This is a genomic window from Pseudomonas quasicaspiana (genome assembly GCF_021147825.1).
Lineage (GTDB): Bacteria > Pseudomonadota > Gammaproteobacteria > Pseudomonadales > Pseudomonadaceae > Aquipseudomonas > Aquipseudomonas quasicaspiana.
On record NZ_JAGTPI010000055.1, the window covers coordinates 19,178 to 40,894 of the forward strand.

Genomic DNA, 21,717 nt, shown 5'->3' on the forward strand with positions numbered 1-21,717 from the left:
GAAGCATGATAGCCCCGCCAACATGAGGGATTTGAAGCGCGTTTTCAAATCCCTTTCTTGAGATGCCGGCCGCCGTTAACGACCACGCTGCTTCCAGTGCTGTATTGCGTATTGAGCAGATAGAACACCGCATCGATCAAAGGCCTGGAGCCGGGTTCGAACTCGAGCAAGGCTTTTTTAAGTGTCTGGCTGCGATAGGCCTCGTCGCTGTTTTCCTTGAGGATCAGCAGGCCCGGCAAGACGGCGTTGACCCGGATATCAGGCGCGAGCTTTTCGGCGAACGACAGAACCATGTTCTGCAGTGCAGCTTTCGTCGCTGCGTAGGCGATATGGCTTTTACTGCCTCGCGATGAGGTTTCATCGCAGATATGGATGATGTCCGACTTCTCGCTCATGGTCAGCAGGGGGGCCAACTCATGATTCAAGTGATAGGGCGCTTCCATGTGCAGCTTGAACATGGTGTTCAGATTGTCGACGCCGTCATCGAGCCAAAGTGACGCGTTATGAATCACGGCTCGAAGAGCGGTGTAATTGGCTTTCAGATAGCCGACAAGTGCCATCCGGTCTTCTGCAAGTAGCAGGTCCGTCTGAAACGAGACTATGTTCGGGTGTTCAGGGGTGTGCGCAATGCTGCGGCTGGCGTTGACTACGAAGTGGCCCGCTTTGGCCAGTTCGATTGCTAACTCGAGCCCCACGCGCTGGCTAGCACCAGTAATCAGGATCGGAGCTTGAGGAAAAACCATCTTGCGCTCGCGGATAGTATGAGAGAGAAACAAGATGTAACTGTAACAAAGTTTAAAGGTGCTTGCTCTACTCCGGACAGGTCAGAGACGAGAGCAAGCAGAAGGCCCATCCGCCCCTGAAAACCTCTATCGGCACCTGCTATTGAAATGTGGCTGCAGGGCCGAACGCTTCGTTACCGGCTGGCTGCTGATCCCGATCGCGCTGGCTGCTCAGGCCCGGTTGGATTCAGCCAGCCGGCCAGCATATGGGTCGACAGCGGGATGAACCAGAAGACCATCAGCGGCGTGAGGATCATTGTGCTGATCATGATGCGTGGTACCAATTGCCAGTCATTGAGCAACGGGCCGAGCACGAAGTTGAACAGCAGCGACACCGGAAAGAATGCCAGCCAGATGGCTACGGCCTGCTTCCAGCGTGGTGGGCGTTGGCCAGCAGCGCCGAACCAGCCGTCGATCCCGCTGACGCGATGCTCTGAAGGTTGTGCAAACAGGCCGCTGCCACGCACCAACCAGGAGCTTCGGGAGGCGGAATGCTCCCAGGCGTGCATGGTTTCAGCGTCGGCAAAGCGGAAAATAATCTGGAATTCGTCGTCTCCGGGTGGCGGCGCGAGCACGCCTGAGCCCAGATAACCGGGAAAGTCGGTGGCCAGTCTTTCGCCTTCATGCAGCCAGGCGATCAGCTCCTGATAGCGGCCATGGGCAACGCGGCGTGCAACCAGCAAGGTGACGGGAGTGGTAGACATTATGTATCTCCGATAAACGAGTGAGATTCCCGGGTAAGGAAGTCACATGACGCAGCTCCGGGGTGGTGGGCGGCGTCAGCTTCGTTGTTCAAGCAAGCAAGGATTATTCCTGAAATCCTTGAATAAGCTATAGGGCGGCAGTAATTCCCTGACGAATAGCCGTCTCAGGCCCTGTTTTTGCGAAATAAGCCCGGTGCAGGCGTACAATGCGCCGATTGTTTTCAAGCGATCCTCGTCATGACTGAATCCGCTACTGGCCTGGACCCTTGCTCCGGACTAAAGCAAGAAGAACTCTTCCCCATTCGCGAAGTGTCCCGTATCACGGGCATCAACCCGGTTACCTTGCGTGCCTGGGAGCGGCGCTATGGTCTGATTCAGCCGACTCGCACAGAAAGCGGGCATCGTCTTTACTCACAGGCCGATATCGACGAAGTGCGAAGCATTCTTGGCTGGATCGAGCGCGGTGTCGCGGTGAGCAAAGTCGGCAAGATTCTGGAGAAAACCAATGACGTCCGGCTCCAGGCATCGGCACTTGATAGCGATGTTCTGCCCGGTGACTGGGCGCAATTGCAGCAGCAGATAAAACAGGCAGTAGGGACGTTTGATGAAGCGCGCCTTGAGCAACTCTACGGCCGGGTCTTCTCGACTTATCCGCTGACGGTGGTGTTCGAAGACATTTTTCTGCCGGTCTGGCGAGAGTTGCTGCTGCACCATGATCAGTTCGGTCAGGCCAGTGAGTGGCTGTTTCTGGACAACTTCCTGCGTGCACGAACATCGCAGCGCTTGCAGTTCGCTCGTGGCTCGGCTGCGCACAAGGTCATTCTCGCTGCCGTGCCTGAGCAGTGCCGGGAACTGGAGCTGTGGGTTGCCGGGCTATTGATTGGCAGCCCGGATCTGGACATTCAAGTGCTGGCCCTCGGGCAGCCACTGGAAGAACTGACGCTGGTGTGCGGCAAGGTCGAGCCCGTAGCCGTGGTGCTCTACAGCAATCATCCGCCAGCCCCGGACTTTTCTCGTCGTCTGAAGCGTCTCTCGCTGGCACTGGATTGTCCGCTGCTGTTGGCGGGCGAAGGGGCGGATCTTGCCCGTGAAGAGCTGGAGGGCTCGCCGGTTGCCTGCATCGGCAGCGAGGGGGTCGCCATGCAGCGTGGGCTGCAATTGTTTCTGAAGGGGCGTCTTGATAGCTGAGGGTAATGCTTATCCGCGGTGCATCGTCGGGTACATCTTGCGATGCTGTTGCAGGATGTACTGACGCAGACGTTCAGTGTCTTCCTTGTTCCGGTCGCTCAACCGGTAAGCTGCCAGACCTGACTCGGTAAGACGCTCGAAAGCGCCTCGCATGGAAATCGGCGCGTGCCCTGGTGGAACGAACCAGGCGTTGAAGAGCTTGGGAGGCCGCGTGGTCTTGCGGTGTTCCAGTAGCACGCCTTTGAACGAAATCTCATGCACCCACAGCGCGGTCTGTGCGCCTTTCTCTGTCTCCAGCGCTACCGGTTCCGGCAGCGTCAGACGCCATGGACGGATGCGTGGCCCTTCCTCGAAGATAGACGGTGCGCCCAGTTCCAGATGCAGCGCGTGAAATTCGTCTTCCACCAGGTGCAGCGGGAAAGTCATTTGCTGGTTATCGAACTGCGCCTGGATCGTGACTTGCTCATGAGCAGCCAGACGTGTCAGCAAATCCTGAATTTGCCTTCCGCCGTTCACAGTCAGGCTACGTGTCGCATCGCGCACGTTCAGCTTGGGGTTGTGCTGCATGCTCTGGATGAAATCCAGCTCAGCCTGAGTGAGTAGCGTTTCGTGGGGCATGATGGAGCTCGAAGGAACCCGTTATTGAGGAAGCAGACCTTTAATTCAACGTTTTGTTACATCCATTCGTCAACTTTTCAATGAATCTATTTCTTCGCGTGCCAGTTTCAGCTCCGCTTCCAGCTGCAGCACTCGCTGTTCGGCTTCGATCTGCTGCGTGACGTTTTTCTGGATACCGATGAAATAAGTCAGCTGATCAGCTTCATTGAACACGGGCGTGATCGACAGTTCATTCCAGAACAGGCTGCCATCCTTGCGGTAATTGCGCACGATCTGGCGGCACGGCTGTTTGTTGATCAACGCTTCGCGAATATGGTCCAGCGCCGCCTGATGGCGGTCGTCACCCTGCAGGAAACGGCAATCCTGATACAGAATGTCGTCGACGGCATAGCCCGTCAGGGTTTCGAATGCCTTGTTGGCATAAATGAGGATATTGTCCTCACCTTCCTGCTCGGCGACGACGATACCGTCGTTGGAGGCGTCAACTACTAGCTGCAGCAGTTTTGCGTTGATCATGAAAGTATCCGGAGCGAAGAAGCAAAGTCCGCATTCTAGGTCATGAGGCCACTTGGGGCATAATGCCAAACGTTTTTTACGTTGCTACAGGATGATTCATGAAAGTCGCCATTATTTCCGGTTCGGTCTACGGATCGGCTGAAGAAGTCGCTCGTCATGCCGGGAAGATCCTGCGTGACGCTGGTTTTGAAGTCTTGCACAACCCTCGCGTGACCCTGGCCGAGCTTCAGGCCTTTGAGCCGCAAGCGCTACTGGGCGTGACATCGACCACCGGTATGGGCGAGCTGCCCGATAATATTCAGGCTATTTATTCGCAGATTCGCGACGTATTGCCAGCTGCCTGGCGCGGTCTGCCGGGCGCAGTGATCGCGTTGGGCGACGCCAGCTATGGCGACACTTTCTGTGGCGGGGGCGAGCTGATTCGTGAGCTGTTTGCCGAGCTGGGTGTGAATGAAGTCCAGGAAATGCTGCGTCTGGATGGCAGTGAAAGCGTCACTCCGGAGACCGACGCCGAACCTTGGCTGGCTACGCTGATCGAGCGGTTGCGCGCCTGACACTGCGTGCGGGACTTCTAAATTATCCCGCTCCGTTATCGCGCACTATTCAGCATCGATTGTGTTGATTGTGACTGCTGCATGGGGGGATGACACTGGTCTCTTGCAATCCTTTGCCGGAGTCAATCATGAGTCAAGCCATTCATTTTGAAGACAAGGTCGTCATTGTCACGGGGGCAGGCGGCGGCCTTGGCCGTGCTCATGCTCTGTTGTTCGCCCGTCACGGTGCGCGTCTGGTGGTCAACGACCTTGGCGGTTCGGCGCACGGTGAGGGCGCCAATGCTTCGGCAGCCGACCGCGTTGTAGCCGAAATTCGTGAGGCGGGCGGTATCGCTGTCGCCAATCATGACTCGGTGACCGACGGCGACAAAATCGTCCAGAACGCTCTGGACGCTTTTGGACGTGTTGATGTGCTGGTGAACAACGCCGGTATCTTGCGCGACAAGTCCTTTGCGAAGATGGATGACGCCGACTGGGATCTGGTTTACCGGGTTCATGTGGAAGGCGCTTACAAAGTGACCCATGCCGCCTGGCCGCACCTGCGTGAGCAGAATTACGGCAGGGTGATTTTCACCTCATCCACTTCCGGTATTTACGGCAACTTTGGCCAGTCCAATTATGCGATGGCCAAGTTGGGCCTTTATGGGTTGACTCGTACCCTGGCGCTGGAGGGACGTAAAAACAATATATTGGTCAACGCTATCGCTCCCACCGGCGGAACCCGCATGACCGAAGGGCTGCTCCCGCCTGACGTGTTCGAACTGCTCAAGCCGGAACTGGTCAGCCCGTTGGTGGTGTATCTGGGCAGCGAAGCGTGTCAGGACACCGCAGGTTTATTCGAAGTGGGTGGCGGCTGGATCGGCAAGGTTCGCTGGGAACGCAGTCTTGGTGCGGGCTTCGATCCCCGTGCCGGCTTCAGCCCGGAAGACGTCGCAGCTCAATGGCAAGTTATCAGTGACTTCAATGAAGCGGTCCATCCGCAGGACAACATGGAAGCGCTTAAAGAAATGATGGCTCATGTGCAGAAGTATGCAGTGTGAGTCGTGCTAATTGAGTGGCGATGGTCGGATAGTTCCATTCTTTGGGGTAGCAAATGATCTGTAGGAGCTGCCCCGGTGCCCCTGACACACCGCTGTCGCGAAGCAAACGGATGACCCTGTAGGAGCCAACTTGTTGGCGAGACGTCGGACCTGCATCGTCAGAAATTCCGCTTCGCCAACAAGTTGGCTCCTACCAGGTCTGCGTTTCAAATCCATTATTGAAGTGATGTTTGATGACAGCTGCCCCGATGTACATGACACACCCCTGTAGCGAAGCAAGCGGGTGCCCCTGGTAGGAGTCAACTTGTTGGCGAGACGTCGGACCTGCATCGTCAGAAATTCCGCTTCGCCAACAAGTTGGCTCCTACCAGTTCTGCGTTTTAATCCTTTATTAAAGTGATGTTGTTATGGGGTAAAAGGATGAGAGCTTATAATGGTGATCTTTCCTATATTATTAATAGTTGTCTGAAATATATTGATGCTGTGTAAGGCTTTTCCACTTCAAATGTAGTACTTCTCTGGATTTTAAATCTGCAGTCCATACCCTATAAAGTCTGCGTGTCAGGCACCGATATGCTCCTCGATACAGGAACTTTCATTGCAGGAGCATGATCATGAGCCGATGGTATATTCCAGAACTTCCGCCCGTAACTTTTAAACCATTACCCACTCAACCTGCGGTCAGGCATCGTGCCGCTGAAGTCAGTCGAATGCTTGACGAGATCGGCGAAAATCGTACGGCGCTTAACACGACAAAGATGGAGTTAGGCAAGCTAAAGCCGATGTTCAAAGGCTTTAATCCGGAAAGTATCAGCTCCTCTGGTCTCGATAAAGTTGGCAAGCAACTCTATTCATTTGGCTTGATTGATAATCTGACTGCCGATTTGTTAGGTCGCGCTGCGCTGGAGTTTGATAAAGACGGTAATCCCTCCAACCCTGATGAAGAAATAAATGTGCTGGAGTTTTTCGTTACGCAGATTGATGAGATAAAGGCGAAGTCTCTTAAAGGCGATAAATACGCGAAGCTGTTGATGCCTGATTATGTGCGAGCCGTACACGTATTGAAGTGCCTGCAGCACTTCGGTGCCACGGGCGACAGCTACGACAGCGTTACACGCAAACGTCGGGAGGATGCAGGTGAAATTCCCAAGCAACAAGCTTTGAAGCCGATCAGGTAGTGGCGAAAAAAAAAGCCGCTGCACGGGCAGCGGCTAAATATTACGCAGATCCAGGAGCTTCAAAATCAACGTGGGCCGGATGATAGTGACTCGCTGGACCCTGAAAAAGAGGGGTTCGAGATATGGAGTGTTGCAGTAAACGCAATGGTCGCTACGGGATTGCTTACAGCCACCGGTAAAGCGTCTGTCAGGCTAACTCGCGTTTCCCGTCAATTTCTGTCCTCGGGGGCATCAATAGATACCGCAAAATAGATCCATCGAACGCGTCTTATGAACGTGTTTTCGGCGGTTCACGTGTTCTTTCATTTGGCTGGATGCCTCTTGGACGTGACTGCTCTATTGGAGCTCTATCATGAATGATCTTTCTGTCGCATCGCGTTTCACGTCCTCGGGTTCTGTTTCGTCCTCTTCACAAATATCCTTTTCTCTGGGCCGACTGTGTGAAGCCTCAGCCCAGGCAGCCGAATTAATTTCTTCTTTGCCAGGCTTGCGTCAAGCGGCGCGGACACTCATAGGCACAGCTCTGCTCAAGGCTGGGGTCGATTACAACCCTGACATCCTGTTTCTCAATGAACGAACAACGGACGGTTCGTTGTTGCGTTCGATTTCTCTCACGGACGGGATGATTCAAACGCTTATTGACGGCATGGATGTATCTCATAGTGATCTCGTTGCGCTGTTTACCCGCCACGACACCGTGGATGAAGCGTTTCTGGCAAGGAACATCGACGATGAGGGTCTCAAGGCAATATTCACTTACACCCGTGAGCGCCTGTCTGAACACTATCTAAATGAGCTGGATGAGTTCTGGTCGCAGGGTATAAAAGATCCGGATTCTGCGGGGCAGCTTATTACGCGTCAAAAGCTCTGGGCTTCTCTACAGCGCACTGCATGTCTCAGTGAGGTGGAGATAAGCCACCTTGGCGGCAATCTGGACGAGCAGGACAAAAGCCGGCTGGACTGGATAATTGATGATCCACTGGCTGAAGGCCTGCACCGTGTTTCGTTGGTCATGCCGGGTCATGCGCCTGCTTTGTTGCACAGTACTTTCGTGATCAACTTGAAGCCTCAGGCCGACGAAACGCCAAGTCTGGCAAGCAGTTTGGGGTCGGTGTTTTTACTCTCCGCCAGGCACGGCGTAGAAAAATTCAGCTCGCTTTCATTGCTCAGCGAAAAGCTCCTCGAACGATTCTCCGATCCAGGAGCCCGCAGCGACTTGCTCGAAGACCTTTTACTGTCAAAAGCCGACCTGTTTTCGGAGGCCTCGGACATTGGGATTCAGTACAGCCCGACCTCTGATCTGGTAAGCAATCTGGTCAAGGCATTGCGGGTCAGGCAACAGGAGGATCTTCACTTCCTGATCGAGAGCAGCCGTGGCGAAAGTGTTTCGGGATTTCTGAACGCTGTGAACACGTCTCAGACTTTCGCCCCCCTCGACGAGTCGCGGCGGCAAAGCGTTCACTCGCACATGCAACGCCTGCAAGCCTTGAACACGCCACGCTGGTTGAAGCACGCCAGTAATAATGAAAAGGCTGACTATGACGTATTCGACAGTGAATACCGTGGCCGTGCCCAAGCGGCAAGCCACCTGTTTGCGGGGCTGGAATCGCTCGAGGACTATGCGTTACTGAAAGTCGATGACTATGTTCGGCAGCATCTTGGTTACCGGGTGGACACTCGAAAAGTATTCATTATCTTGAAAGATCGATGGTCTTCCCCGATAGGCGATTTGAGTCCCGTTTATCGCAAGTCGCTGTTTGAATATGCGTTGAATGGCCTGCCGTTGATTACTGCGGAAGCTGACGCCCGCGTGGAGCTACCTCGGGGTAGCAGTAACCCCGGGTTTACCTTTGAGTTTGTCAAAGCGCTGGTTGCTGATCTGGACTTGCGGCACCGCTATCGGCAAGCGCTTGAGGCTTGTTACCGTCAGCCTGATACCCAGCGAGCACTATTGCATCAACGTGACAGTGGACTGGCGCTGAGTACCTGGGCAGCAAAACTGCAGCACCATATTTCGGACAAGAGCGTGGAACTGGTCTGGGCGTTGCGGGGTGATCTTCAAGAGCAAGGAGTTACGCGTAAAACCGGAGCACTGGAAGTCGGGAAGATGGGTAATCAGTTACGCGATGTCATTGTGTTCAGCGAAGAAACCAGCACGGATCAACACTATGTGCTTTACGCACCCGGTGCGCCTGGTGGGCGCGATATGTTCGAGTTTCGCAGTTGGCGTCACCTCTACCATGAAGTTGCGAAATGGTCAGCCACGCCTAGTGGCCGGGAATACCTCATCGCTCAATCTGCGCCCGTTTTTCAGGATGCCGCCGCCGCGTTCATGCAAGCCGTCAGTCAGAAGCCGACCTTGTGGAATGAAGAGGATGTGCGTTCTGTTGCCATGCCGGAGCCAGACTTTCAGGGCATTATGTCCGCGTTGATAAGCAAGAAACTCGATTATCAATTGGCCGAACTGCCCAAGGTCGTCGGGGGCGAACGGAATACCTCAACCTATACATATCGCCGACAGTTGGCGTTGTGCGAAGCTCGAATCGATTTTCTGCAGAAACGCTATAAAAACAGTATGCAGCTTATTTCCTATCGTCATTTTGCCCGTCTCTCGGGAGAGATCTACATCTCGAATGTTTTGAAAAGAATGGGGGTCGAGCTGATCGTCAATACGGATACGGTTTATTTCGATTTAAATAGCCGCACTCGAAAGCTTCAACCTGATTTTGGCCCTCACACTGATCTGGTCTCCCTGACGCAGTTGCTCATGAATGACTTTATCTACAATCTGGATGAGCGAGCGCCCATGTATTCCTCCACGGGGCAGGATCTTTCAGAGTTGTCCATGCCGGTTATAAGAGAAGTGCTGGCCGCGCCACTTGGCGAGCGATACATCGAAATACTCAAGGAAGACTACAGTGACCGGCAGCAGCCCGAGCATGCGAAGAGGAGGGCGCTATTTGCTCAAAGAAGTTTCTATCAGATGCGGCGTGATGTGGTCATCACCTATCTGGAGCAAGGGTTCACCGAGGCACAGTATCAATGGGCTATAAGCCTGCTCTCGACGGTCTATCCGGATCATTCTGGCCGGAATGGGACGTCAGGTGCAGGTAACAGTTCGCTCAACCAACTGTACCTGAACGGATGCTTGATCGAGGGGGTGTTCGCTTTCAAAACCAATGGCACTGGTGACGCAGATTACAATCTGATTTATACGCCTGACGCGCCCGACGGCATTCGCTTCAGAAATTACGGTATTTTCATTTCCACCCTGAACTCTCCAGGGATGGATACTTATTATTACAATCGGGTCAGTTATAAAAATCAGCCGGCTATTGGCACGTTCTTCTCGGCACTGGTGAAAAATCCACAGCAGGCACTCAAGTCGCTGACCATTGGAACCAATGACCAGGTTCAAGACCTGCAGGCTCTGCATGACGCCATGATCGAGCGCATGATCCAGGACGTGGATGAGCAATCGCTCAGCAAGGCAGAGACCTTCGCTGAAAACCTTTACACGCTGGTTAAGTGGACTGGCACGATTCTGCTGCTTCCATTCCCGCCTGCTGCGCTGGCGTGGAGCTTGCTCAATACCTCTATCGGTCTTGCCCGGGGATACCTGGCTTATCTTGATGGGGACCGGGCCGCAGCAACTCCGTATTATGTCTGGGGCGTCTTTGGCCTGGTGCTTGGCGCTTCGGGTGCAAAAGACCTCGCACAATCGAGCGCTGGTCTGGGGTACAAAGCATTGGGATGGGCGTTGCGCAAATCACATCCCGGTTTTGCTTAATGAATCGCCCTTCCATGAGGTAACTGGCCCAATCGTTCGGTGAGTCTCAAGCGCTGAACGGCGTCGTCACTCAACATCAAGGCATGCTCCAGGTCGTAACGCTCGGCCTGGGGACATTCCAGCGTGCGATACAAGCTGGCGCGGGCCAGATAGTCGGCGGTGGTTGCCGAGCCCAGTTCCATCACCCGGTTTGCGTCCTTGAGTGCAGCCAGAAAGTCATCATTGATCTGATGCAGGTGTCGCAGGTTACGCGACAGGCGTTGCAGCATATTGACTTCGGTGGCCCGCGCCATGTGTTCGGCGCGCAACGACATGTCCGGCCCGAACTGGCGCGCCAGCAACTCACGACAGTCTTTGGGATAAAGCCTGCGGCCGCCGCAGGGGTCCAACAGATGATCGGCACCCGGTACCCGCAGCAGAAAATGCCCCGGGAAGCTCACACCTTCGAGGTTGATATCCAGACGTCTGGCAAGCTCCATCGCCACTAGCGCCAGGCCGAGTGGCTGGCCTCGACGGCGCTCCAGGACTTTATGCAACAACGCCGAGTGCGGTTTTGGCGGATTCCAGTCGTCCTGAGCAAAGCCAAGTGTATTGAGCTGTCGCAGTAAGGGCTGAGCAAGCTCCGAGACGGGTAAACCCGGCAGGGCGGCTCTGACCTGTCGCAACAGGTCATCCATGCAGTTGAGCGCCAGTTCGGGCGTGAACTGCTGATCATGCTCGGCGGATATCCACAGCGCCGCTTCGAAAACATCGCACGGTGTTCGTTGCAGGCAAGCCAGGCAGTGTTGGCGTGGTGTCATGTCGCTCTCCGAGCAGACCTTGGCAGTCATGACCTGTTTTAGACCCACTGATGCTTTTCGTCCAGCGCCAAATAGCCCTGTGAATATGTTTCATTCCATGTATCGAGCGGTCGGTCATTTTTTTTCGAAACGCCTATACTCGGTTCATAAAAACATACCGGAGCACCGTCGATGTTCGCACTCATGCATACATCACGTGTCGAGTCGCTGCATCTGGTCGTCGACCCGGAAACCGGCCTGAAAGCAGTGATCGCCATCGATAATTGTCGTAAAGGACCGGCCCTGGGGGGCTGTCGCTATCTTTCTTACCCGGATGAAGACAGCGCCATCGAAGACGCCATCCGCCTCGCCCGAAGCATGAGCTACAAGGCTGTACTCGCCGGGCTGCCGTTGGGCGGTGGAAAAGCCGTGATCATGCGTCCGGCACATCTTCCCAATCGTGCGGCGCTGTTTGAGTCGTTCGGCCGTTTTATTGAAAGTCTCAACGGGCGTTACATTACTGCTCTGGAAAGCGGCACCTCCAGTGTCGACATGGATTGTATTGCGCAACATACCCGACACGTGACCAGCACCAGCGAATCGGGTGATCCGTCTGCGCACACGGCCATGGGCGTGTTTACCGGCATTCGAACCACGGCAATGGCCCGCTTGGGCAGCGACAATCTGGAAGGCTTGCGTGTGGCCATACAAGGCCTTGGGAATGTGGGCTATGCGCTAGCCGAGCAGTTGCATGCCGCGGGAGCAGATCTGTTGGTCAGTGATCTGGATCAGGGCCGTGTGCAGTTGGCCATGGAGCAGTTCGGTGCTCATCCCATTGCCTGTGAAGCGTTGCTCAGCACGCCCTGCGATATTCTTGCGCCCTGTGGCCTTGGCGGCGTGCTCAACAGCCAGACGGTCGCGCAATTACGCTGCGCGGCGGTGGCGGGTGGTGCCAGTAATCAGCTTAGTAGCCTGCAGGTCGCCGATCAGCTTGAGAGTCGCGGCATTCTTTATGCGCCGGATTATGTGATCAATTCTGGTGGTCTTATTTACGTCGCGTTGCAGCACCAAGGTGAAAATCTGGGGACCATCACGGCTCATCTTTCTCGCATCGGTCATCGATTGACCGAGGTATATGCGCATGCTCAGGCGGAAAAACGCTCACCGGCGCGGGTAGCGGACATGTTGGCGGAGCATTTATTGAAAGAGGGGTAGGGCAGGCTTGCGTGGCCTTTGATGTCTGTCGGGCAGCTTAGCCGGACACGAAATCCCTGTAGGAGCTCACCGAGTTTGTCAGCCTTTACTTCAACACCGTCAACAATGGCGAATAGCGCACCAGCGTGCCACCAATCGGCTTGGCCAGAGCCTGCAACGCCCGTTGGGTATCGCGCAGATCATAAAGCCCCGTCACTCGCTTCTGCCCCAATGCGTTGTCACCGATCACAATCCAGCCACGCTGATATTTGCGTAATTGCTCGACGACTTCCTGCACGGTAGCGTTTTCGAAAAACTGCTGGCCGCTGACCCAGGTCGCGACTTCGTCGGGAGCCATTGCGGTTTGCTGAACGCTACCCTGGAGGGCGTCGAACCACAGGCGCTGGCCTGCGCCGAGGCGATAGGGCGAACCGTTTGCACTGACCCCGACTGTACCTTCGCGGACTTCGACCTTGGTACCTGTCTCACTGCGCGCCACGTCGAACGATGTCCCCAAGACTCTGATAACCATGTTACTGGCGTCGACCTGGAAAGGGCGGCGGGCATCATGCACCACGTCGAACAGTGCTTCACCGCTGAGCAACGTTATGCGTCGGGTGTTGCCGCTGTAATCCACATCTACGGCGCTGCGCGCGGCGAGGGTCAGTTGGCTGCCATCGGACAACTGTACAACACGGGTTTCCCTCGTGCCCGTGTGGTAGTCAGCCTGCCAGTCCGGGTTGTTCAGCCACGCGACGCCCACGGCTATGACGCAGACGCAGGCCGCTGCAAGCATCGACCATTTACGGCGCGAAGGTTTGAGCTGTGTGACTTGTGTGGCTGCGGGCCAGTGGGCTGTGGTCGAGGGCTGCTCGATGGCTGACCAGGCGCGATTGACCTGAGCCCAGGCGCTGAGGTGTTCCGGACTGGCATGTAACCAGTGATCGAATTCTTCGAAGCGCGCGGGTTCAGCCTGAAGTTCCAGTAACCAGTCACTGGCCTGTTCCAGGCTGGCCCTGGAAGGCGTCAACTCATGCACGTGGGCGCTCCTTGCGTTGAACTGCCTGAACAGGCTGTTCAACCTCGATACTGGAGGCCAGCTGAACCACGGCGTCGCGTACCAGACGGTGAGTCATGGACAGCGAAATGTTCAGGTGGCTGGCGATTTGCTGCAGAGTATAGCCACCCAACCGGTGCATCTCGACGGCAATACGCGTTTGTTCAGGCAGGTCGGCAAAGGTCGCGGCTACGCGACTGACGTCTGCTTGCTGCAGAAACTGCTGTTCGGGAGAGTGCAACTGACCGGGCTGCATCCATTGCGGCGGACTCTGCTGTTGACGGTTTTCGCTGTTCTGACGGCGCATGGTATCGAGCGCCAGATTGCGCACGATTCGATACAGATAAGCTGCGGGCTGTTCCAGTGCCGCGCTGGTCGCCTCGCTGAAACGCAGAAAGGCATCCTGCACTACATCTTCCGCGCTCGCTCGATCGCCCAAGACCCCTTTGGCGTAGTTGATCAACGCAGGACGATGGGCAAGATAGAGGCTAAGCCTGGCGGCTTTATCGGGCACGGCAAAACGCTCTGAAAAGCAAGGTTCGCCGCCCATGGCAGCCACAGATAATGTGTCGGCGAGGCTATCATGGATGAGACTGCTTCTCAATTGCTTTGGTGTTGATGAATCTGGATGCCACTATTTTTGCAGGAGATTGCCTTGTGTCTCGTGGCAAACATTGGATCTGGAGCTGCCGAAGGCTGCGATCGCGGTGTATGAGGAGAAATGCTTCGCAGCCTTCGGCAGCTCCTACAGAAAATGCATTTCAATCCATTAATTTGCATTTCGTTTGATGAGAGCGTCACCGTAGTCCAGACAGCCGCGCTGTCGCGCAGCAACCGGAGACTTTCAGGAGCGCGCTTGCCCGCGATGGCGGCGTGTCAGGCAACACGCTATCGCTGCCTCGCATTGTTCATGAGCTCCTGAAGGCCTGTGAGAATTCAGCCTTCCTGACCCAACTCGGCCAGCGCACTTGCGTTGTTCTTGAACGCAGCCGCGAATACAACGCGGTTTTTAGCCATGAAGATACTGGTGTCTTCAGCTTGTTTCTCGGTCAGGCCCGGTACGTTCTTCATCAGAATCTCGGTCAGCGACTCTGCCAGTTCGAGCATCTGGTCGTGTGCATCGGCGAGTTTACGATCCACGAATGTAGTCTCCAAGTCGCGGGTACTGCGATATAGGGTTTCAACAGCCATGTGAGGCCTCGTAATCAGGTGCAGTATTGGAGGGGAACGCCCCCGGTTGTGCTTGTGAAACGGTCAACGCTTGTATTGCAGGTCAAAATGCCGACCTGCAACGATGCAAGATCTGGTTCTGCGAATACTGGTTGTTTATACAGTTGTAAGCATAAGCCAATCGTCGCGGCTTGAATAGTGGCGAACACGCATCTTTTTTACTCCCTTCGTGTGCCTTGCGACAACCCGTCGCGCTTTTAACCCTGGCTAATGGCCTCGTTCCTGCTTGAGAATCACGCGCCACGAGGCTTCACCTACAAAGCGGCATTATATTGACCGGTAAGTGTTGCTCAATTTTTGTACAGGAAGAGTTGAAGATGTCAGAACTGAAATGGGCTGAAAAGCTACGCAAGACTCTGCACGATCAAGCAGATTCGCTTGGCAATCTGTGCGTAGAGGCTTTCCATTACCTGGCACTTTTCGGGATTGGGGCGATCACGGCATACGGCGCGATCCTGGCTTTCATAGAGATGATCGGCAAAGGCAGCGTCAGCGTTGATGACATTCTGCTGCTGTTCATCTATCTGGAGCTTGGAGCGATGGTGGGTATTTATTTCAAGACCAACCACATGCCAATCAGATTCTTGATCTACGTTGCAATCACCGCCCTGACGCGGTTGCTGATCAGCGACGTGTCTCATCATGCGCCGCCTGATCTGGGGATCATCTACCTGTGCGGCGGGATTCTGCTGCTGGCGTTTGCGATTCTGGTGGTGCGATTTGCTTCGTCGCGCTTTCCGTCGGTGAAGGACAAGTCGGAAAGCTGAGGGGATGGGATTGCGTGTCCCGCCTGGCCTATGGGCCTTGCAGGACAGGCGTTGTCAACAGCTAGTTAAGCCACACGCCGGCATGCCAATGCCAGCCATCTCCTGCTCGTTCCCAATGCGGATGCTCATAGCGATAGCCAGGGCGCTCTGCTTCCCAATGGCCTCGCACAGGTACATAACGGGCTCCATCCCAATGCCAGTAACCGCGCGCCCAGACATAGCCTGGTCGAGGTGCGGGTTCGACTTCCACAATGCGCTCAGGCGGGGCTTGTGGTGCCACGACCTCAACGTACTCGTGGTGCACCGGACTTCGTTGGTGGACGATTCGCTCTTCTACGCAACCGGACGCCACTGTTACCAGTGCAATCAATGCCACATAACGCAAGAACATGTTGCCTCCTCGGAGTTATCCGTCGGTGGAGTGACGCTGCGACAGGAGGATCCTGTCACCCAACAACCTAGTCTCAGTAATGTTGTAACAGTCCTTGTCTGTACCTCGCCTGAACAGTGACCGAAGACAAACAGGTGCCTGGCAAGCGAGCCATCAGCTTGAGAACGACGGGGAGGGGAGTAGTGGGGGGCGGGCTATTCAGGCGTGTGGCGACGCGCACGCAAAATTCAGATCCTGCTGCCGGTCGACGTCAGCAGGATCTGAATGGGGGTGTGATGATTTATCGTAAACAGGCTTACAGGCACTGAACCGGCATCAAATCCCCACCGACACCGGCGGGCGGGTCGCCAGCAGATTAGCGAGCTTGGAGGGTGGAGGCGCAAGTCGTTTCACGTCGCCGTCGGTCATGGCCGCCAGGATCTTGATAGCGCTGTGACCTTCCTCGATTGCGATACCGAATTGCACGCTTTCGATCAATCGCTTCAAACGCTTGGGATCGTTGCGTTGTGCGGCGCTGATCAAGCGTTTGGCGACCACACCCGTTTCATTCGACAGCGTCAGCATAATGCTGCCGTCGAGGCCTTGAATGCTCAGGTTCACCCGGTAGTCAGGATGAAATACGTCGGTAATCTGCTGAAAAGGATTATCCATTTTCGGTACCTGCCAGTAGGGACTGCATAAATTGACTGGGCGTTTGACCCTTTAGTTCTCGACGGTTGAGTGAAAAATCGGAAAATTCCTGCGCTTGCCGTTGTGACTGAATAATGGCATCTTCCGCGTTAATGATAATTTTTCGTGTTTAAGAAGCATTGCCACATGCGCGACACTCCTGCACCCAATGACGACCTGATCCTTCGTCACCGGCAATTTACTGCCCTCTACAGTGACCATCACTCCTGGTTGCATGGGTGGCTGCGTAAAAAGCTCGGTTGTTCGCAGCGTGCGGCTGACCTTGCTCATGACGCCTTCATCCGAATCCTGACGCTCGCTGAACCGCAAAACCTTAAAGAGCCTCGTGCATTCCTGACCACCACCGCCACGCGTCTGCTGATCGACGGTGCCCGGCGTCGCAAGATCGAGCATGCCTACCTTGAGGCGTTGGCTCTCAGCGCCGACGATGCCAATATCCCTAGCCCTGAGGCGATTCACGCCGCCCTGCAGATGCTCGACAAAATCTCCCGAATGCTGGAGGGCTTGCCCCCCAAACCCCGCGAAGCGTTTTTACTCAACCGTCTGGACGGTTTGAGCTACAACGAAATCGCCAAGGTGTTGGGTGTGTCCGCCAGCATGGTCAAGCAGTACATGGCCAGCGTATTGGTGCATTGCTATAAGACTGTGCATGGTTCGGGCCACATGTCATGAATGTAGAGCACGAACCCTCGGAGTCGATGATCGGCCAGGCCGCGCAGTGGCTGGCGTTGCTGCAGGACGATGCCGTGAGCAGCGCTGACCGGCTGGCCTTCAACACATGGCGTCATGCAGACCCTCGGCATGCATTGGCGGTTACCCGCATGCAAGCTGTCATGGGCAGCTTCGAGCAGTTGCCCGTCGAGCCCGCCAGGAAGGCATTGGGCAAGATTTTTCCCCCGGCCAAACGGAGAATCTCCCATCGCCCGGTGCAGGCTATTGCCTTGTTGGGTGTGCTGGTTTTTGGCTGGTTCAGTGTTGATCAGGGGCCGGTGTGGCTGGCTGATGAACGCACTGACACCGGCGAAAAACGTGAGATTTTGCTGACCGACGGTAGTGAGTTGCAGCTCAATAGCGGCTCGGCACTGGACGTTGAATTCGACGAACGGCAGCGCGTCATTGAGTTGTACCGCGGGGAAATGTGGGTGCAGGTCGCCAAAGACCCGCAGCGACCGTTCGTGGTCAAGACGCGTGAAGGCACCATAACGGCGCTGGGTACGCGCTTTGTGGTGCGTAAAGAGCAGGACGGTTCAGTTCAGGTCAGCGTGCTTGAGTCGGCGATCGCCGCCAATGCTGATCGCTCGACCGACGTTCGGGTCAACACCGGTCAACGGGCGACGCTCAAGGATGGCGTGGTACAGATACCCACAGCCATCGGCAATGATGATCCGGCTGCGTGGACGCGCGGGATGCTCAAAGCGGATGACCGGCCACTGGTCGAGGTGTTGCAGGCCCTTGAGTCCTGGCGACATGGCGTTCTGCAGTTTGATAAAGAGGCGCTTCGCGGGATTCGTGTATCCGGCGTGTTCCGTCTGGATGACACCGATGCTGCCCTGGCTACGCTGGCCGATAACCTGCCCATCAAGGTCGAGCACTTCACGCCGCTGTTCGTCAGGGTCACTCCAGCCAGATAAAGCCGAAAACGAAAAAGGGCGAACCTGCTGTGCAAGTCCGCCCTTCTTTCAAGAGGTCGTAATGTGATTCAGGTTAATGCGTGGCTCAACCCAATTGGGCGACGCTTTTTTCCTGCTCCTTCTCCAGAAATTCTTCTTGCAACAGAGCGTCGGGGTTTTCCGATTCAAGCTCTGAGTCGTCAACGACCGGGGCTCCTGCGCGCTTTTTGCGCAATTTGCCAAATAGATGCTCAAGGGCATGGTCAAGTTTGACTGCGGCACCATCTACGGCCTGATCCAGGGTATCGGCCTTGTGAGTTACGGAAATGGGTTGGTGACCTTTTGGTCGGGCTTCCATTTGGCAGCGCATGTCATGCGGGCCGGGCTTGTCACCGTTCTCATCGCGGATGTGGACTTCGATGCGGGTCAGATCCTCTTCGTAACGTTCGAGCGTGCTTTCAACAGTGGTACGTACCCACTCCTCCAGTCGGATGCTGCTTTCGATGTGGTTATCGCAATTGACCTGGATTTGCATAGTTGTTCCCTTCTAAGGCTTGCTCTTGTGAGATCGGACAGGGCTCCTGTTCAGGAGGTTCATTTTTGTCCGCCTCAGTCACAGTGTTGGCGCTTCTGGAGGAACAATTCAACCCCGGCGTGAAAGAAATATTTCGCGGCAAAAAATCAGGCGTGCAGTATTTGAATGTTAATCCATCTCATTCACTGTCTGTTTTCCTCGCGCGTGCGTCATGGCTAGGAGTACTTCATTTCCCAGCCAAGGATTGTCCATGTCACGCGCTGTCCATTCTCTGCAACCACTGGCTCTGGCCGTCGTCATGGCGTTCGCCGTTGCGCCGCTCAACGCTGCTGAATCCGTGCCGAACGCGCAGGCATCGGTAAGAAATTTTTCGATTCCGGCCGGTGATCTGAGCCAGGCACTGAACAGCCTGGCCGAGCAGGCGAGTCTGGCGCTGGCCTTCGATCCGGCTCTCACTCGTGGTAAGCGCAGCCCTGGCTTGCAGGGTGATTTCGATACTAATGTCGCTCTGGCACGCTTATTGGCAGGCAGCGGTTTACGGGCAACGGCATTGTCGGCCAATCGTTATCGCATTGAAGCCGTCCCCGAGGCCGTGGCAGGGGCCTTGGAGTTGGGGGCGACGGATATTCAGGGGGCCTGGCGCAGCGAAACAGCTTCGGGGCCGGTTTCCGGTTACGTGGCAACCCGCGGCCGCACCGGTACCAAGACCGACACCGCGTTGATCGAAACACCGCAATCGATTTCGGTCGTGACCAAGGACCAGATGACTGCGCAGGGCGCGCAGAGCCTGAATCAGATCCTGCGTTATACCGCAGCCGTTGTGCCGGAGACTCGCGGTGCGACCGCTTCGCGTCTGGATCAACTGAGCATTCGCGGGTTTTCGCCTGCGACATACCTGGACGGCCTGCGCATGCCGGGCAGCCGAGATGCTTCACCGCAGAAGGATGCATTTGATCTGGAGCGCGTCGAAATCCTGCGTGGCCCGTCGTCCGTGTTGTATGGACAGGCCAGCCCCAGCGGTGTGGTGAATATGGTCAGCAAGCTGCCGACCGAAACCCCGTTTCACGAAATCGGCCTGACGTACGGCACTTTCAACAAGAAGCGTACAACCTTCGATTTCGGCGGCCCGATTGATGATCAAGGTGTGTATTCCTACCGGCTTTCCGGTTTATACGACGATGCCGACGGGCAGGTCGAGCACACGGAAACCCGCCGCCAGTCCATCGCCGGGGCGTTTACCTGGCGTCCGAGTGAGGATACGTCGCTGACGCTGCTGGCTAATTACCAGGCTGATCCGAAGGGTGCTTCGTATGGTGCCGTTCCTGCGTTTGGTTCGGTATTGAGAAGCCCGACCGGTCGTGACATCGACGTCGATTTTTATGACGGGGAGAAGGATTTCGAGAAAAGCGACCGTAATTATTACGCGCTTGGTTACCTCTTTGAACATCACCTGAATGATGTCTGGACGATCCGTCAGAACACTCGATACATGCGCAGTGAGGGGCTCTATCGCAGCATCTACAACAGCTCTCTCCAATCGGATTTCCGCACCTTGAACCGAAGCGTCATAGCGACTGATGCCAATATCGATTCATACACCATTGATAATCAGGTCCAGGCTAAATTTGCCACGGGGCCTTTGCAACACACTGTGCTGTTTGGGGGCGATTATCAAAACACTAGCACTCACACCAAAGCGTCCGGCGGATTAGGTTCTTCCGGGCCTTCTCTGGATATCTTCAACCCCGTCTACGGCAGCCCAGTGACAGTGCCTCCTTATGTCTCCGACGCCACAGGCCGCAGCCAACAAAAAGGCCTGTATCTGCAAGAGCAGATGAAATGGGACAAATGGGTGTTTCTTGCCGGAGGTCGTTATGACTGGGCAGACAGTACTAACAGCTCTACGACCATTGCCTCCGGTGTTAAAACCAAAAGCGCGACCGAGGCTGAAGCCTTTACCGGACGTCTGGGGCTGGTCTATCTGTTCGATAACGGCCTGGCGCCCTACATCAGCTACTCCGAATCCTTTGAGCCACAATCGGGCACCGGTTTAGGTGATAAACCGTTTGATCCAACCGAAGGCACGCAATACGAACTGGGTATCAAGTATCAGCCGCCAGGGAGCAACAGCTTCATCACCGCGTCGATCTTCGATCTGCGTAGAACCAATGTGCTGACCCCCGACCCGGATCCAGCGCCTCGGTGTAACGGTGCACGGTGTCAGGTGCAATCCGGTGAGGTGCAATCCCGAGGTTTCGAGCTGGAAGGCAAGGCTAGCCTGAGTGATAACCTGGACATCACGGCGGCCTATGCGTACCTGGATAACAGGACGACCAAATCGAACAACACCGTGGTTGTGTCGCCGGGAAGTGGCATTGCCAACGGTCCGACCGAGTCGGCTGAAGGCAAGACGTCTGTGGCTATTCCACGTCATACCGCCTCCGCCTGGGTTGATTACACCTTCCGTGACGGTCAGATGAAAGGCTTCGGTGTTGGCGGTGGGACACGTTATGTCGGCTCGACCTGGGGTGACACTGCCAACTCGTTGAAGGTGCCTGGCTACACCTTGTTCGACGCATCAGCGCACTACGATATTCCAAGCCTCTACAACCCGATGGACAACCTGCGCCTGGCGCTTAACATCACCAACCTGGCCAACAAGGAATACGTCGCCTCCTGCAGCGGTTATGGCTGGTGCTGGTATGGCTCGCAACGCACCGTGCAGGCCAGTGCGACCTATCGTTGGTAAAGCCATCACTGTGGGAGCCGGGCTTGCCAGCGATGCATGAGACGCAGCCATAAGCCACACCGCGCTATCGTTCATCGTCGGAATGCCGCCCAGACCAAGCCCGGCTCCTGCAGAGGAATGCGATCACCGTGGGAGCCGGGCTTGCCCGCGATGCATGAGACGCAGTCATAAGCCACACCGCGTTATCGTTCATCGTCGGAATGCCGCCCAGACCAAGCCCGGCTCCTACAGGGGAATGCGATCACTGTGGGAGCCGGGCTTGCCCGCGATGCATGAGACGCAGTCATAAGCCACACCGCGTTATCGTTCATCGTCGGAATGCCGCCCAGACCAAGCCCGGCTCCT

At 55.6% G+C, this 21,717-nt stretch carries 21 protein-coding genes; 10 read left to right on the forward strand and 11 right to left on the reverse strand.

Annotation, left to right across the window (positions count from 1 at the left end; all coding sequences use genetic code 11):
* Positions 1-44: 44 nt before the first annotated feature.
* Positions 45-743 carry a dihydromonapterin reductase gene (gene folM, locus KDX30_RS23580; protein ID WP_231677637.1) on the reverse strand — a complete coding sequence of 233 codons (699 nt, stop codon included), beginning with the start codon at positions 741-743 and terminating at the stop codon, positions 45-47.
* A gap of 173 nt (positions 744-916) precedes the next feature.
* Positions 917-1,486: an antibiotic biosynthesis monooxygenase gene (locus tag KDX30_RS23585; protein ID WP_231677638.1), complete on the reverse strand. Its 570-nt coding sequence runs from the start codon at positions 1,484-1,486 to the stop codon at positions 917-919.
* A gap of 237 nt (positions 1,487-1,723) precedes the next feature.
* Here KDX30_RS23585 and KDX30_RS23590 point away from each other — a divergent pair, with 237 nt between their 5' ends.
* A complete protein-coding gene (locus tag KDX30_RS23590) occupies positions 1,724-2,674 on the forward strand; it encodes a MerR family transcriptional regulator (RefSeq protein ID WP_231677639.1) in 951 nt (316 codons plus the stop codon).
* A 9-nt stretch (positions 2,675-2,683) separates the two neighbouring features.
* Here KDX30_RS23590 and KDX30_RS23595 read toward each other — a convergent pair whose 3' ends face one another.
* Entirely contained in the window at positions 2,684-3,292 is a 609-nt protein-coding gene (locus KDX30_RS23595; RefSeq protein ID WP_027899568.1) for a hypothetical protein, read from the reverse strand.
* 69 nt (positions 3,293-3,361) lie between these two features.
* Positions 3,362-3,808 carry a PAS sensor domain-containing protein gene (locus KDX30_RS23600; protein ID WP_027899569.1) on the reverse strand — a complete coding sequence of 149 codons (447 nt, stop codon included), beginning with the start codon at positions 3,806-3,808 and terminating at the stop codon, positions 3,362-3,364.
* Positions 3,809-3,906: 98 nt separating this feature from the next.
* Here KDX30_RS23600 and KDX30_RS23605 point away from each other — a divergent pair, with 98 nt between their 5' ends.
* The 4 genes from KDX30_RS23605 (at position 3,907) to KDX30_RS23620 (ending at position 10,370) form a co-directional block, all read left to right on the forward strand.
* Positions 3,907-4,362: a flavodoxin gene (locus KDX30_RS23605; protein WP_027899570.1), complete on the forward strand. Its 456-nt coding sequence runs from the start codon at positions 3,907-3,909 to the stop codon at positions 4,360-4,362.
* A 128-nt stretch (positions 4,363-4,490) separates the two neighbouring features.
* A complete protein-coding gene (locus KDX30_RS23610; RefSeq protein WP_231677640.1) occupies positions 4,491-5,402 on the forward strand; it encodes an SDR family oxidoreductase in 912 nt (303 codons plus the stop codon).
* Positions 5,403-6,016: 614 nt separating this feature from the next.
* Complete coding sequence (locus KDX30_RS23615; protein ID WP_141562239.1) at positions 6,017-6,580, forward strand: hypothetical protein; 564 nt, start codon at positions 6,017-6,019, stop codon at positions 6,578-6,580.
* A 352-nt stretch (positions 6,581-6,932) separates the two neighbouring features.
* The gene (locus KDX30_RS23620) at positions 6,933-10,370 is read left to right on the forward strand and encodes a dermonecrotic toxin domain-containing protein (protein WP_231677641.1); all 3,438 of its coding nucleotides are present in this window, start codon (positions 6,933-6,935) and stop codon (positions 10,368-10,370) included.
* Here KDX30_RS23620 and KDX30_RS23625 read toward each other — a convergent pair.
* Complete coding sequence (locus tag KDX30_RS23625; protein WP_231677642.1) at positions 10,367-11,170, reverse strand: SirB1 family protein; 804 nt, start codon at positions 11,168-11,170, stop codon at positions 10,367-10,369. The two genes, KDX30_RS23620 and KDX30_RS23625, sit on opposite strands and share 4 nt — an antisense overlap.
* 171 nt (positions 11,171-11,341) lie before the next feature.
* On the opposite strand from KDX30_RS23625, the gene KDX30_RS23630 reads away from it, so the two are divergent.
* Positions 11,342-12,364 carry a Glu/Leu/Phe/Val dehydrogenase family protein gene (locus tag KDX30_RS23630; protein ID WP_231677643.1) on the forward strand — a complete coding sequence of 341 codons (1,023 nt, stop codon included), beginning with the start codon at positions 11,342-11,344 and terminating at the stop codon, positions 12,362-12,364.
* 85 nt (positions 12,365-12,449) lie between these two features.
* On the opposite strand, the gene KDX30_RS23635 is transcribed toward KDX30_RS23630, so the two are convergent.
* The 3 genes from KDX30_RS23635 to KDX30_RS23645 all read right to left on the reverse strand — a co-directional run bounded on the left by KDX30_RS23635 (position 12,450) and on the right by KDX30_RS23645 (position 14,591).
* Positions 12,450-13,382: a FecR family protein gene (locus tag KDX30_RS23635; RefSeq protein ID WP_231677644.1), complete on the reverse strand. Its 933-nt coding sequence runs from the start codon at positions 13,380-13,382 to the stop codon at positions 12,450-12,452.
* On the reverse strand, positions 13,375-13,914 hold the full coding sequence (locus KDX30_RS23640) for a sigma-70 family RNA polymerase sigma factor (protein WP_049826849.1): 540 nt from the start codon (positions 13,912-13,914) through the stop codon (positions 13,375-13,377). Before KDX30_RS23640 ends, KDX30_RS23635 begins: the two co-directional genes overlap by 8 nt.
* 422 nt (positions 13,915-14,336) lie before the next feature.
* Positions 14,337-14,591 (reverse strand): YebG family protein, encoded by a 255-nt coding sequence (locus KDX30_RS23645; protein ID WP_027899577.1) that lies wholly within the window; start codon positions 14,589-14,591, stop codon positions 14,337-14,339.
* Between the two features lie 356 nt (positions 14,592-14,947).
* On the opposite strand from KDX30_RS23645, the gene KDX30_RS23650 reads away from it, so the two are divergent.
* Positions 14,948-15,397, forward strand: coding sequence for a phosphate-starvation-inducible protein PsiE (locus KDX30_RS23650; protein ID WP_027899578.1), 450 nt, complete (start codon positions 14,948-14,950; stop codon positions 15,395-15,397).
* 61 nt (positions 15,398-15,458) lie between these two features.
* Here the strand turns inward: KDX30_RS23650 and KDX30_RS23655 are convergent, their stop codons facing one another.
* Positions 15,459-15,788 (reverse strand): YXWGXW repeat-containing protein, encoded by a 330-nt coding sequence (locus KDX30_RS23655; protein ID WP_027899579.1) that lies wholly within the window; start codon positions 15,786-15,788, stop codon positions 15,459-15,461.
* Between the two features lie 315 nt (positions 15,789-16,103).
* Entirely contained in the window at positions 16,104-16,439 is a 336-nt protein-coding gene (locus tag KDX30_RS23660; protein WP_027899580.1) for a DUF3509 domain-containing protein, read from the reverse strand.
* A gap of 165 nt (positions 16,440-16,604) precedes the next feature.
* Between KDX30_RS23660 and KDX30_RS23665 the strand changes: the two genes are divergently transcribed.
* Both KDX30_RS23665 and KDX30_RS23670 read left to right on the forward strand, forming a co-directional pair.
* Positions 16,605-17,150, forward strand: a complete 546-nt coding sequence (locus tag KDX30_RS23665) for a sigma-70 family RNA polymerase sigma factor (RefSeq protein ID WP_231677645.1) — start codon at positions 16,605-16,607, stop codon at positions 17,148-17,150.
* Positions 17,147-18,109 carry a FecR family protein gene (locus KDX30_RS23670; protein ID WP_231677646.1) on the forward strand — a complete coding sequence of 321 codons (963 nt, stop codon included), beginning with the start codon at positions 17,147-17,149 and terminating at the stop codon, positions 18,107-18,109. The genes KDX30_RS23665 and KDX30_RS23670 overlap by 4 nt, the downstream gene beginning before the upstream one ends.
* 85 nt (positions 18,110-18,194) lie before the next feature.
* On the opposite strand, the gene KDX30_RS23675 is transcribed toward KDX30_RS23670, so the two are convergent.
* On the reverse strand, positions 18,195-18,623 hold the full coding sequence (locus KDX30_RS23675; protein ID WP_027899583.1) for an HPF/RaiA family ribosome-associated protein: 429 nt from the start codon (positions 18,621-18,623) through the stop codon (positions 18,195-18,197).
* 250 nt (positions 18,624-18,873) lie between these two features.
* Here KDX30_RS23675 and KDX30_RS23680 point away from each other — a divergent pair, with 250 nt between their 5' ends.
* Complete coding sequence (locus KDX30_RS23680; protein WP_231677647.1) at positions 18,874-21,372, forward strand: TonB-dependent siderophore receptor; 2,499 nt, start codon at positions 18,874-18,876, stop codon at positions 21,370-21,372.
* Positions 21,373-21,717: the final 345 nt, after the last annotated feature.